This window comes from Actinocrinis puniceicyclus (assembly GCF_018283645.1).
GTDB classification, from domain to species: domain Bacteria; phylum Actinomycetota; class Actinomycetes; order Streptomycetales; family Catenulisporaceae; genus Actinocrinis; species Actinocrinis puniceicyclus.
The window spans coordinates 1-14,355 of sequence record NZ_JAGSXH010000129.1 but is presented as its reverse complement, the minus strand read 5'-3'; the positions used below and the strand labels follow the sequence as shown (position 1 = coordinate 14,355).

Sequence of the window (14,355 nt, the reverse complement as noted above, 5' to 3'; positions counted from 1 at the left end):
TCCCCACCCTCGCCGACTACCTGACCTGGTGGCTCACCGAGGTCCAGGCACCACGGGTACGGCCCTCAACCCTCGAACTACTGACCTCGACCGTGGAAGTCCACCTCATCCCCCACCTCGGCCGCATCCACCTGGACAAACTCAGCATCGCCGACGTACGCCGCTTCGTCACCAAACTGCAAACCACCTGCCAGTGCTGCGCCCAGAACAAGGAACGGCGCCGGCACGCGCCCCGCTGCTGCGCCATCGGCCAGTGCTGCGAGATGCGCCTGGCCCCCACCACCGTCCACCGCATCTACCAAACCCTCGCCGCCGCCCTCGCCCACGCCGTACGCGAGGAATACCTCCACCGCAACGTCGCCGCCCTCGTCCACGTCCCCACCGGCCGCGACACACACAAACCCAGAGCCCTCACCCTCGACCAAGCAAAAGCCCTGCTGGAAGCCGCCAGCGACCACCGCCTCTACGCCCTGGTCCACCTCGCGCTGCTCACCGGAATGCGCCGGGGCGAACTGCTCGGCCTGCGCTGGAGCGATATCGACTTCGACGCGAGAACCCTCAGCATCGGCCAGACTCTCCAACGCCTGATCGGCACCGGCATCACCTTCGCGCCGCCGAAGACCCCCACCTCAAAGCGCACCATCGCCCTGACCGACTCAGTGATCGCGGTCCTGCGCCAGCACCAGCGACGCCAGAACCGCGAACGCACCCTCCACGGCGCGAAATGGCAGGACAGCGGACTGGTATTCACCGCCCGCAACGGCAAACCACTCGAACCCTACAGCCTCGCCCGCGTCTTCGACCGCTTCCAAACCATCGCCGGACTTCCCCACTTCCGCATTCACGACCTCAGGCACACCACCGCCACCCTCCTCGGCGAAGCGGGCACCGAACTGCACATCACCTCCGCCGTCCTCGGCCACGCCCACCTGGGCACCACCGCCGACATCTACAGCGAAACCCGCCCCGCCACCCAACGCGCCGCCCTCACCGCCCTCGACGACGCTCTCAACTAGCCGTAACCCCTGCTGACGGCAACCCCACCGCACGCCCCGGCCTGACATTGCACGAAACAGGCCGGGGCGTTCGCATACCCGAAACCTCGGATCACGCCGCCGAGCAGGGACTTCACTCCCGCGCGACCTGACGGCAACGCACACCATCCGTCAACCTCTTGTGACGGCAATACTGACGGCAACACGCCGTTAAGCAAGCATCCACAAAGGTAGAAAAACCGACAAAACGTACTCAGCGTATTGACGATAGTGACGGCAGCGGCCGCGCACGCTGCAACCGAGGCCCCATCTGATAATGCGCTACTCGGTTGAAGTGTCTTTTTCCGCGGCTTCAGCCGCTTCTAAATCAATGAGTTCCTGCCGCTGAATTGATGACGACCGAGCCGAAAGACGAAGTTCTCCCCAAGGCATGAAATCCAAGGTGACTGCGCGGAGAACAGTCCCCACTGGGGGGAAATCTCTTGGCGTCACTGCCGTACCTGGCTCTGCAAGTAATACAAAATCGATGAAGGCAGGCTTCTTGCCATGAGGAGTGAGCACGTCTACATCTACTCCGAAATGACCGCGATGCTCGACGACTTCGCATTCCACAATCTCGAACTTGTGCAAACCAAACTCTCGCCAAAGCTGACCCTTGTCTACCACGTGTACCCCTCGTAGTAGTTGATCCATCTGGAGCCTTGGATGAGGTTGTTGAACCTAGGTATCTCTCCCTGCGGAATGATCCATTGATACTCCCCAGGCTTATTGTCGTGAGGGACGCGGTACTGGTCAGCCGGGAACTCGCTCTCAAATTCCGGTTTCATCGTGTACTCCCAGTACCCGTCCTCATAGATACCTTGGGCGGCGTACTGTTGAGCCACTCCCTCAGTATCACCGAGGTATGCGGTACCCGGATGACGGCCTTGCGCAGGGTGATTAGCAGGATCGAGACCAAACTCCTCTGCGTCCTTGTTTCCGGCATGTGGCGCACGATACAGCTTCGTCGGCTCTGCCGCAGTCGGAGAGCCTTCTTCGCCCTCGGTGCAATTGTGGACGAGTACGGGCGTTGATCCTGCGACGACATAGTAGGTGTGCAGGGCGCCGATGGTCAGGTCGTAGGTGACCGTGTTGGCGTGGTAGAGGTGGACGGCGTCGAGGACGGCGTACCCGGTGGGGGTTTGCAGCAGATCGCCGGCGCGCAGGTGCTCAGCTTCGGTCCACTGGTTGGTGCTCACGTCGTAGAACGCGTGATGGTAGGTCGTGGTCAGGTTCGCCGTGGCCGCCGGTGCGGCACGCGGACCGGCCACCTGGTGCGCAGCGGCGCCACTAGCCGGCGCGAGCACCAGCGCCGCGGCGAGCGCCGCACCCGCGAACTTGGTGCGCGTACCGGAACCGGCGGCCAGGCCCTTCCCGACCGAAGCCGGCACCTCCACCGCCGCGCCGGCGCCCACGGATCGCACCGGAGCAATAGTCAGCGCCGCGAAATCGTGGTCCGTAGTGGTGACGATCACCCTCTCGACAGTGTGGATCTCGCTCACACCGCCCGGCGCCGCATCGGTGATCTTGTCCCCGACCTTGATCTGATCGATCGGCTTGGAGCTGCCGTCTGCCATCAGCACACCGGTCTCACCGGCGAAGCTGTGCATACAGCCAGACCCGGTCCGCGCCCCACTCGCCTCGCCCTCAGACCGCGCGGCCTCCGCCTCTGATGCCCCGGCGCCTCTGCCTGCGCCCACCGCGCCGATGGCACCGAATGCGCCGCCTCCTACCGCTCCGACAGCCATTCCAGTCCCCGTCGCGTCAACGAAACCGGACACGCTGCACCCACCGGTATCGGAGCAGGCGTTCAGGTAGCTCCCGCCGCCGAACACCGCGCCGCCGGCCGCGCCGGACACCGTGCCGATCGCAGCCCTGCCCAGCAGGGACGCGGCGGCGTCCGCCCCGAAAGCACTCTTGATCATGCCGGCGGCCACACCTCCGGTGGCGGCCGCGGCCCAGCCCGTCGCCGCGCCCACCGCGACCGAGCCGACGAAACCGGCCAAACTTCCCTTGCCGGTGGCATCAGCCGTGATCGCGTAATTCAGCCCGTTGGCGACCGCGCCGCCCAATGCCGCGCAGCCCGCGACGGCCGCACCGTCGGTGGCCAGGGTACACAACCCACCAGCGATGACGCCGACCGCCGTAGTGACGATCTGCTGGATCAGCGGGTGCTTGGCCACCCACACCGCCGCGTTGTGGGCGCATCCGCCCCAGGTCATCGGGTTCCAGTTGCACTGCTTGTGCTGGTTGCCGCCACCACTCCCATCAGCGCTGCCGTCACCACTGCCGAACAGGTCCTTGATAACGGAATTCAAGTCGGCGACAGCGGCCGGATTGCCCGTCAGCGTGTGCCCGTCCTTGCCGATCTTGATGCTCTGAAGAGCCTTGAGCCGCCCGACGAAGCAGCCCATGCGGGCCCCGCAGCGATCGAACTCGTTCGACGCGTACTGCGAGATGATCTGATGGCTCGGGGTACGCGCCTGCGCAGTCTCCCAGTCGCGGTAGGAGCGCGCTTCGTTGCTGGCGCCGTGATCCCAGTTGACGGTGCCGAAGCACTGGCCGTCGGCGGGGCAGGCGCGATGTCCGCTGGGGTCGGTGCTGGTCAGCGGGTTGTCGTTGCCGTAGGCGAACGGGTTGGCATTGGCGCTGTTCGGCACCGGATTGTTAGAGGCGCTGTCCTTGCCGGTGAACTCGCCGGTGGCGGGGTTGTACCAGCGGGCAGCCATGTTCACCTTGCCGGTGGACTGGCTGTAGTACTCGGACTGGTACCCCAGGCCGGTGCTGTGGCCGACCTTGGACAGGATCTTGCCCAGCGGGTCGTAGGCGACCGAGCCGACCAGGTCCGTACTGGTGGGGCCGAAGTAGGCGACCACGTCCTGATGCCGGTCGGTCAGGTCGAGCCAGGCTCCGTAAGTGGGCTGCTTGTCGGCGACCAGTCCACCGGAGGGGTCGCGCGAGTAAGTGGTGTACCCGTCGTAGGACAGGGTGTTGCCCGTACCCGTGTAATCGAACGCTGTATTACCGTGTTGCACGACGCGGCCCAACGCGTCGTAGGTGTAGCTGTCGGTTCCGTCGGCCTGCATCTGGCCGAAGGCGTCGGTCGCCGTGGCCGAGGTACCGCTGGCGCTGGTGGTGGACACCAGGGTGCCACGCGCTGTGTACCCGTAGGTGTTGGTGCCGTCGCTGGTCAGCTCGTCGCGGGCGTCATAGGTGTAGGTGTTGCCGGCGACATTGGTGCGGTTGCCGTCCTGGTCGTAGGAGTATCCGGTGACCGTGGTGCCGTTGTTCCAGGACTTGAGCCGGTTGGCCTGGTCATAGGTGTAGGTGTTGGCCGCCGCGCCGGTGAACCCGGTGGTGGTCTTGCTGGTCTCGTTGCCATTGGCGTCATAGCCGTAGCCGATGGAGACTATCTGGCCGCCGCCGGGAGTCTTCAGGGTATCGGAGGCCAGTTCGTGCGCGGCGTTGAAGTGGAACGAGCGCACGTTGCCGCCGGTGCCGTAGGTGATGCCGTAATCCGGCGAGTTGGCCGTGTACGCATAGGTCAGGGTGCTGCCGGTCAGCGGGTCTGCGATGGTGGACAGGCGCCCGGCGCTGTCGTAGCCGTAACCGGTGGTGTACGCGGTGCCGCCGATGGTGTCCGTGCGGCTGGCCATCTGGCCGTCTGCCGTGTACGCGAACGCGCTGGTGCCGGCGCTGCCACTGGCCGAGGCCAGGGCGCCGGAGTCATCGTAGGTGAAGGACTCGCTGGTGGCGTTCGACCCGCTGGTGGCGGTACTCGTGGTCGACGCGGTCTTCATCAGACCATTGGCATAATAGGTGAACTGGCGGGTCGCGGTCGGGGCGTCCGCCGCGTTGGTGCTGCTGCCGCCCTGGTTGGTGACCTCGCCGAGCGGGTCATAGCCCACGGTCCTGACGACACCGCCGGGCGAGTCCTGCTCTACCGGGCGCCCGTCCGCGTCATAAGTCACCGTGGTGGTCGAATCCGCGGGGGACGTGTAGGTCGCGGTCGGCGGGGCGATGGTGGACTCGGACAGGCCCCTGCTGTTGTAGGTGGTGTACCAGTAGCTCGGAGTGCCGCTAGGGCCGACACCGCCGGTCACGTACTCGGTCTGCCGTCCGGCCAGGTCATACCCGAACGATGTGGTGATCGTCTGAGTGACCGACGGCACCTGCGACAGGCTGGAGGTGTAGGACGCCGGCTGGGACTCGGAGGCCAGCCGCCCGACGTCGTCGTAGTTGAAGTGGGTGGTGTTGCCGTTCGGATCGGTAGTGGACTGGACGTTGCCGTCCGCGTCGTAGGTGGTGCCACTGGCGCGCAGCAGCGCGCCGGACGCGTCGTACTGGGACTGCGCGGTGACCTGTCCGGCCTGATCGTAGACGCTGGTCGTGTAGGTGCCGTCGGGCAGCGTGGTCTTGACCGCGCGGCCGGCGTAGTCGTACCCGGTCGTCGTGGTCTGGTTCGCCGCGTCGGTGACGCCGGTGCGCTCCCCGGCCGCGTCGTAGCCATACGACGTACCCACGCCGCTGGGGCTGGTGACCTGGGAAAGGTAACCGGCGGTGTCGCTGTACGTGTAGTTGGTCGTGCACGCGGCCTGGGTGGCGACGTTGTTGTACTCGCTGCAACCGGTGGGGATCTGGATGCTGCCGGAGCCGCCGCGGCCGAGGACCTGGGTGGTCGTCACCGTGCGTCCCAGGAAGTCGTAGGTCGCGGCCTGGATGTTTCCGGTCGGGTCGTTCACCTGCAACGTTTCGCCGCTCAGGTCGTAGGCGGCCGTTGTGGTCAGTTGGTTCGCGCCGCCCACATCCTGCGTCTCACCGGTCTGGTGCCCGAGTTGGTCGTAGGCGAAGTCGGTCTCCACGCCGGCCGGGTCCCACGTCGCCGTCTTCTGCCCGAGCTCGTTGTACTGCGTCTTCTGGGACTCACCTGTCAGCAACTGGTTGTTGCCGGCCACGCTTCCGGGCTGCTGGTAGTCCGGCAGCTTCGTCGCGGTCGCACGCCCGTCGGCGTCGAAGGACGTGATCGCCTCCACGCCGGTCGGGTCCTTGGACTCGAGGGCGTCACCGAAAGTGTCGTACCCGGTGGTCTTTATCGGGGCGGCCGGCTGCGAGGTCTGCGTGTATCCGCCTGAGGCGCTGTAAGTGCCGGCGGCGACCGCGGGCTCCTGGGTCACCGCGCGGTGCCCCGCCTCGTCGTACACGTAGTCGGTGGTCAGCCCCTTCGCATCCGTCATCGAGGTCGGCAGGTCCCGGCCGTCCAGCGCCCAGGCCGTCGTGTTCGACGGGGCCGACAACGCTCCCCCGGTACGGCCGTTGCCATCGGCATACAGCGTCTGAACGTCCGAGGGACCCAGAACACGCTGATATACCTGCACGTTGGCGACCTGGCCCGGGAAGAACTGCGTCATCGCCCCGCCGACCTTGCCCGCCGCGACAACCACCGGGCCGGTGGCGTTCCACACGCCGGGCAGCGTGGCCGAACCCACCGCCGCCCCGTTGACGTACAGCTTCATCGTCATCAACGAGAGGTCGACCGTCGCGGTCAGCAGCGTCCAGACGCCCGTGGCCAAACTGTTCGCCGAGGCTTCCACCCCGGTATGCGTCGTGGTGGTCGAGTCCGTGTTGCTCACCGCGAACCGCCACGCGTTGGTGGTCGCGTCGTTCTGCAGCTGGAACGCGCTCGCGGAATTCCCGCTCTGGGACAGGACGGTGAAGTTGCTGGAGCCTGATGAGGCGTTGACCCACGCGGAGACCGAGTAGCTGGCGGCGGTGTTGATCGCCGGGGCGCCCGTGGTGATCGAACCGCTGGTGCCGTTGAACGACGCGGCCCCCGAAGTCCACGCGACACCGGAGTTCAGCGTGCCGGGATCGTTCTGTCCGGACCAGTCCCGGGCCGTGACCGGAGTGGTGGCCCCGGCGGCGCCGTCGTTCAGCTTCCACCAGCCGTTCGGGGCGCCGGTGGTGTAGTTCTCCACCGACTGCGCGGTCATCGCCCCATCGGCGTTGTACTGGTAGTCGGTGGTACCCGAACCGACCGCGTCACCGGTGCGCTGCGATACCACCAGGTCGTCTGCGTTGTACGTCTTGGCCGTGGTGCGATTGAGCCCATGCGGGTCCAGGGTGCTGGAGGTCTGCCGGCCCGCCGCGTCGTAGGCATGGTCGGTCTCGGTGGTGCCGTTGTTCGTCAGGCTCTTGATCAAATGCCCGGCGGCGTCGTAGCTGTCGGACTCCTGCACGAACAACCCGCCCGAACAGGTCCCGCCACCGCCCGAGGAGACAACGTGGCGACAACGGGTGACCTCCGCGGTCTGGTCGTTGTCGTAGTACAGGTAGTCCGTCTCGACACCCATCGCGTCGGTCGCCGAGGCGAGCCGGCCCGCCGGGTCGTACGTGTGCGCCTCAAGGGTCTGATTCGCAGCGGGCTGCGATCCGGACGGCGAGCCGGTGTACCCCTCCAGTGTCAAGTACAGCAGACGGCCGTTCGGATCGTACGTGTAGTCCGAGACGGCGGAGCGACCGTTCTGGTCCTGCGGGCTGACCACCCGCACTTTGTTGCCGTACGCGTCGTATGAGTACTGCGTCGCCTTGGTCAGGTCCGGGCTCGAACTCGTGCCGTTGCCGTCCACGGTCTGCTGCGCATCCATCGACCAGTCGACCCGGTCATGGCTGTCATAGTGCTGCACCGTCGTACGGGCGGTGTCAGGCACCGTCGAGCCGCCCACATCGGCAATCGTCTGCGAGGTCTGATTGTCGTCCACGTCGTAGACGGTGGTCGTCTGCGCCTGATGCGTGTCCCCGGTCACCCGGTCCATCGTCGCCGGCGCGGTCACCGTGACCGCGCGGTTCAGCCCGTCGTAAACCGTGGTGGTCGTCAGCGAGACCGGAGCCGGGCAGACGATCGAGCCGTTGAGGTTCGTGCACGGGGCACCGGTGTTATATGTCTCGACCTTGGTGGTCGGCCGACCGAGCGCGTCATAGGTGAACGTGGTCGTCATGTTCCCGGTCGGGGACACCGTCGAGTACAGGTCGCCGTCGGCGTAGTAGTTGTACTGGGTGACCGACCCGCCGGCAGAGGTCTGCTTCCAGGGCAATCCGGCCGGAACCGGCTTGGTCTGATCGTCCGACGCCGGGTACGTGATCGTACCGTCGGTGAACACCGTCGACGCGGTACGCCCCGCTGGGTACCCGGCGACCGGCGGCGTAGTCAGCGACGTACGGTCACCGAACTTGTCATACGCATACGTCGTGCGGTACGTCGTGTCACTGCTGCTGCTCGACCGCGCGTCGCTGGCCGTCAGCAACATGTCGTTGCGCGGATCGGCCGTGGTCAGCTGCGCGGTCGCGTCGTTCGGGAAGTACGTGTAGTACGAGGTGGAGCACGAGTTCGTGGCCTGATTCTGGCACGTGGTCCGCGAGACCGTGTTACCCCGCACGTCGTGCCCGGTGATCGTCTCGTCCCCGTTGGGGTCGACCACTGTGTGCAGGAAACCGGAGGTGTCGTAGCCGAAGGTGGTCTTCGCGCCGAGCGCGTCGATCTGCGCTACCGGCCGACCGCCGTTGACCGGGTCGTACTCATAGGTCAGCGTCTTGCTCGCGGGGTCCGTGACCGTCACCGTCTCGGTCGGGTTCAGCCCGGACGCGTTCTTGCCCGCCGCGTACATGGCCGCGATGGTCGCGCCGTCCAGCGCGCTGGGGGACACCGCGACCTCGGCGATGGAGCCGTTGAAATAGGAGCTCGGCGACCCGCTGTACTTCCCGCGCCCGATCTCCAGCGACCCGGTGGCGTTGAACGGTGTCGAATCCGTCCCGCTGCCCGCCAACTTGCCGTTGACGTACAGGCTCATCGTGTTCTTGCCGCCGGACGCGTTGAACACCCCGACCAGGTGATACCACGTGCCCGTGGACGGCTTCGACGAAGCGTGCACCTTGATCCCGACCGGGCTCGCCGTGTCGGTCGCGGTGCGCGCGAACGCCCACGCCGAATCCGTCGCGTCGTACTGCAACTCGAACCCGGTGTCCTGTGACCCGTCCTGCGCCACCACGTCCTGGAACCCGCTGGTCGAGGCGAGGTTCGCCCACGCCGAGACCGAGAATGACTTCGAGGTGTCCAGTACCGCGCTCCCGGTGGCCGCGTGCTGGCTCGTGCCGTCGAACGTCGCCGCGCTCTGCGACGCGTTCAGCGGCCCGCTCGCACCCAGCGTCGGCGTACCGTAATAGATCATCGCCGTCTTGTCGGCAGCGACTTCGTCGTGCACTCCCAACGCGCCGGGCGGGTCACCCAGCCGCCAGTAGCCGCTGGGCGCCGAACCCATCACCGCCGCACGGTAGCCCTCCGCCGAACCGAACACCGTCGGAGCCTGCACCCCCCAGGTTCCGCCGTTTTCGTCCACCACGCTGGTCACCCGGCCGGTGACCGTCGAATACGTGACGTGCGCCGCCTCATTCCCAGACGGGCGCGTGATCGCGGTGAGCATCGGGATGGCCGTCGTTCCGGAAGTGTTCAACTGCGCGACCGTGGCCGCCGGCAGCGCCGACTGAGAGAACGCGACGTCCGAGACCGACCCGGGGAAATACCAGTTGCCCGCGGTCGCCGGCGTGCCCGGCCACGTGCTCGAGTTGTAGCCCGCACCCACGTACTCGTAACCCTGTGTCAGGTTGTTGATCTGCCCGGACAGCGGGCCGCCGCTGATCTTCGATGTGCTGCCGTCCAGATACAACTGCTGACTGTTGCCCGCACCCACGAGCACCACGTGGTGCCACTGCGCGTCGTTGACAGCCACGGTCGAGACCATCTGGCCAGACGCCGCGTACCACTCGCCGTGCAGCTTGCCGTCGGTACCGACGTACAGCGAACACGTGGCGTACTTCGGTGTCCCCGGCAGCGCGACGTCCTGCTCGCACAGCAACGGACCATACGAGGATGTCGTCGCCGTCTTGAACCACAGCGACATGGTCAGGTAGGTGGTCCCGGTCACCAGATTGCGCGGCAGCGCGATCGAACCGGACGACCCGTCCAGGCTGACCCCCGTCGCCGTCGACCCCGCCAGCGGACCCGCCACCCCGTAGCCCACACCGGCGGCCGAGTACGTCGCATCCTTCGACTGCTCGTTCGCCAGCACCAGATCGCCCGCCGTCGGACCCGATGCTTCCGACAACGGCCAGTACGCAGTCGGGCCCCCGTCCAGCAGCGCGGTGCGGTACTGCGACGTCGTCTGCTGGTACTGATAACCCGTGCACGCCGTGGAGGTCGGCGGGCACACCTCGGAGAGCTGATTGCCGTTGTACCTATACGTCCACGTCAGCGGGGCCGTGACGCCGCCTGAGGTCACCGGATCGGTGTACGCCGTCTTCACGTGCGCGGAGATGTTGCCGCTCGGCGAGCTCCAACTGAAGTAGATCGAGCGGCTTGAGACATCCGAGAGGTAACGAGTGGCCAGTCCGCCGGTCGTCGCCGAGTACCTGACCTCCATCCTTCGGCCGGCCGCGTCCGTGACCGCACCGATCTGGTAATCGCCGGAGCCCGTGGCCGTCTGGTGCGTGAAAGAGTAGACCGTGTCGTTCTTGTCCGTGAGCGTATAACCGTCCGAGACTGCCGCCAGCGTGGCGAACCGGCCCAGCGGAGGCGCGAACGACCCGTCCGAGTTCTTGCCGAACCCGACCTCCGAGCCGTCCGGATACGTCACTTTCACGCTCACCACGTTGGTACCCGACCCGTCGCGCACCTCGGTGGCCCGCGCGTCCAACAACGACGACCAGCCGCCCCCGAACGCCTGCGTGGTACGGGGATCGAGCGAGTTGTAATCCCGTGTCACGGCGAGCGTCGGACCCGCCGACGCGACCTGCGCATCCGTCGCAGACTTCGTATAGTTCCCCAGCGCAGGATCGAACCCGTGCCCTGAGGTGTTCTGCGAAAGACTCGACGTCAGCAACGGCGGTGGTACCGCCGCGACCAACGCCGAAGAAGCCGCCCAACCCGACCAGTCGTCCCCGTCACAGACGGCCACCGACCAGTAATACGACTGCCCCCACTTCAGCGCGCCCGCGGGCACCGTCCACGACGCGCCCGAGGACGGCTTCGTACCACCCAGGCAATGGGCCCCCGGGTTCGAATCGGCCACCTTCTGGTCGTTGGCCCCGTCGAAGACCCGGTACTCGTAACCGAGTCCGATGTTCGGCCAGTTGTCCGAGTCCGAGGCGCTCGCCGAAAGCGTCGGCGTCAACGTCGGGGAGTTGTAACCGGACACCGGAGAGGTCGAATTCACCTGTGGCACGACGTTCGGCGTGTAGGTGAGGTAGATGTACGGGGAGTTCGCCGAGATCGCGGTGGAGTCAAAGATCTTCCACTCCAGGTCGTTCGACTCGTTCGGCGCGGCGATCTCGATCCCGTGGTACGAACCGGCGTTCGTAGACGTCCACTGATTCACCACGTTCGTGTTCAACTGCGGGTACATCCAGGCGCCGGTACTCGGGTCCCCGCCGGTGTTGCTGCACGCGGCTCCCGGCGACGCGGAAACCTCACCCATCGACGAGCCGACCGAGGGCCCGGTATACGTCGTGTTGTTCCACGTCAACTGGGTGTTGATGCTGCCTATCGTCCAGTTCGGATCGATGACCGGATACACGTCGAACGGCTCCGCGCTGCACGACGCGGCCCAGACGTCGAAGATCCCCAGGTTCGCCTGCGTGACGTGGTACCCCAAGGCCACCGGCATCGAGTCGAAGTAGATGAACGATCGGGCCTTGACCGTCGGCGAACTCCAGTCGCTGTAACCGGACAGCAGTTGCCCGGTGGAGGAGTAGTTGTTCGAAAACGGATACTCGATGTACGTCGAGGCCCGCACACCGGCGTCGCCGACCGTCATCGTCGGGTCGACCGTCACCGGGAACACCCGTGCCGGATCGTCGAGCCATGCCTTGTTCAGGGTCATCACCAGTGACTGCGCGCCCGAGGCGTCCGTGCTTAGGCGGTACGTCACCGCGTACGTGGTGTGCGGGTGCTGGCCGCGGGCCACGACGCTGTCGTACGCGAACGGAACCGACAGGCGACCGATCACCGAGCCCGAGCCGTCGACCAACTCCCATCCGTGTGCCGGATCGTCCTTGACCGAGACCCCCGAGAGGGACAGCGGGAAGGTCCACGAATTGGGCGCCGACTTGCCCGCCAGCGTGAAGGTCTCCTTCACGCCCCAGCTCTCCGAGGTCAGCGCGAGATCCGTGTCCGGAAGGATCGCGTCATACTCGGCCGTCGAGCCCGAGGTCACCGGATCGACCGAGGCCGCGCCCGAGAGCGACCACCCGAACCGCTGCGAAGCACCGAGCGATACGGAGACCAACTCTCCCGCCGACTGCGCCGGGACGGAGGCGCTCGAGGATCGCGCGGTGCGCGGACCGGCCAAGCCGCTCTGCGTCCCGGACAGGGCTGAACCGGCCGCGGCGCCGCCGCCCGCGAACGAGACCCCGATCCGGTTCGAACGCTGCTGCAACCTGCCGCCCGCGCCGCGCACCAGCGTGGCATCAATGGGTTGCCACGTGCCGTCAGCCGCCTTGAAGTTGACCGGCGCCTGCGAGGTCTTGACCGTGTACGAGCCGTCCGCGTTGTCGTACCAGTCAGAGACCGCATTCGACTTGCGCGCGTTGCGCTTGCTCGTCTTCGCGTCAAACCCCGCGTGCGCTGCGGCGCTCTTGCCGGCCGCGGTCCTGTGCACTGACGGACTGAACGCAGGAAGCTCCCCGACACCCTTACCCGGAGGCCGGCCGACTCCCTTACCGGCCCGCGTCACCGCCGTCGGCACCTGGCCGCCCTTGCCCGCGGCCGTGCCCGAGACCTGCCGCGGCAGCCCCACCTCGTCGGCGAACAACGACTTGACGAAGGCCTCGACACTGGAGAGCTTCACCGTGGTCCGCGGCAGCACGGCGGCGTCCGCGGATCCCATCGCCGCGACCACACTGAGCGCGAAGACGACCATCATCGCGGTGATGCGCGCCAGACGCCGCGACAATCCCACACGACGTCGACCAGAGCGCAACCCCATCAACCCCGCCCGCCTCTCAAACCCGCACCCGCTTGAACACAGGAGGCTGAGTCTAAGCACGTATACGAGCGTTAAAAGCCCTGAGATACTGATGCACCGTCAGCTTCGCGGGGTTTGACCTGTCAGGCCCGGTCGGTGGCACTACGCTGTGACCGGGATCACGAGAACACACCCGAACGGAACGACCCGCGCACCGCGGCCTGGACGGCGACCTGCACGCGAGACGCAATGCTCGAACCCCCGGAAGGCGGCACGACCGCGATATTCGAGGCCGCGCTGCCGCCACCGACCAGGACGAACCGGCCCTCGGCATGCCCGGCGGCGACCGCCTGCATCGTCGCCACCTCCACCGGCCCGACCGCGACGATCACCCCGCAGCGCTGCTGTACCAGACTGTTGGCGAACGGCGTGACCGAACCAATCGTCTCGGCCTGTCCTACGGCGGCGGCGACATAGCTGACCTGCGCGTTCGTCGCGGACGACGCCGCCTGCATCCCGGACCACACGGCGCGGGCCCGCGGATCGGCAAGACCCGCGGGACCAGTCAGCAGACATGCGGTGAAGGCGATGTATTGGCGGGTGTTGTGGGGCGGATCGTACGTCGGCCGTGACGACGGCCACAGGGCCCACACGCCCGCTGCCGTCACGATCGCGACAGCGCCTGCCGCAGCCGGCCACCAGCGCCGGCGGCCACGTCCCGGCGTGTGCGGAGTGTTACGCACCTTGATACCACGCACTTCACGTACGCTCCGCATTCCCGCCCCTCCAGCCAACCCGCGACACAGTGCCGACGCGCCCGAGCATAGGCCACAGTCCGGCGCCTGCCGCGACCTATGACCATTGACGCGCTCAGACAGAGATCTGATATGGCCGATCCGGACGGCCGGCCGTCAGCCCCCGCCGCCTGAGTCAGAACCCGTCCAACGGCCTGGAACCGGCCAGAATCGCATCAATGTGGATTGATTCGCTCGCGGCGTGGTATTGCGCGCACATGGCCCAGGAAGTCCCTCGGCGGACATTCGCGCCGGACCACCTGCTCAAGCGCCACCTCGGCTTCTGGCACCTGACCGCCGCCGGCTTCAGCGGCGTGATCGGTTCGGGCTGGCTGGTCGGGGCGCTGTACGCGTCCCAGGCCGCCGGGCCGTGGTTCAGTACGCCTCAGCTTGAGATTTGAGGTCGCGGGGATCGACTCCTGGCGGTTGACGGTGTTGTAGCGCATTGCTATAGCCGGGGTGTCATGGCGGTGCGGCGGTGCGTGCCCGGCTTGCCATGAGCGCTATATCCGATTT

The 14,355-nt window shown here is 66.7% G+C and carries 5 protein-coding genes; 2 read left to right on the top strand and 3 right to left on the bottom strand.

The genetic code is table 11. From position 1 onward, the window contains the following. Positions 1–1,016 (top strand): tyrosine-type recombinase/integrase (locus KGA66_RS31215; protein ID WP_211471058.1); only part of this gene is annotated, 1,016 nt, incomplete at its 5' end. Positions 1,017–1,316: 300 nt separating this feature from the next. Here KGA66_RS31215 and KGA66_RS24410 read toward each other — a convergent pair. The 3 genes from KGA66_RS24410 to KGA66_RS24400 all read right to left on the bottom strand — a co-directional run bounded on the left by KGA66_RS24410 (position 1,317) and on the right by KGA66_RS24400 (position 13,713). Continuing rightward, entirely contained in the window at positions 1,317–1,661 is a 345-nt protein-coding gene (locus tag KGA66_RS24410) for a hypothetical protein (RefSeq protein ID WP_211471056.1), read from the bottom strand. Next, the gene (locus KGA66_RS24405; protein ID WP_211471054.1) at positions 1,655–13,039 is read right to left on the bottom strand and encodes a LamG-like jellyroll fold domain-containing protein; all 11,385 of its coding nucleotides are present in this window, start codon (positions 13,037–13,039) and stop codon (positions 1,655–1,657) included. The genes KGA66_RS24410 and KGA66_RS24405 overlap by 7 nt, the downstream gene beginning before the upstream one ends. 185 nt (positions 13,040–13,224) lie before the next feature. After that, a complete protein-coding gene (locus tag KGA66_RS24400; RefSeq protein ID WP_211471052.1) occupies positions 13,225–13,713 on the bottom strand; it encodes a hypothetical protein in 489 nt (162 codons plus the stop codon). Positions 13,714–14,018: 305 nt separating this feature from the next. Between KGA66_RS24400 and KGA66_RS24395 the strand changes: the two genes are divergently transcribed. After that, entirely contained in the window at positions 14,019–14,240 is a 222-nt protein-coding gene (locus KGA66_RS24395) for a hypothetical protein (protein ID WP_211471050.1), read from the top strand. Positions 14,241–14,355 lie beyond the last annotated feature (115 nt).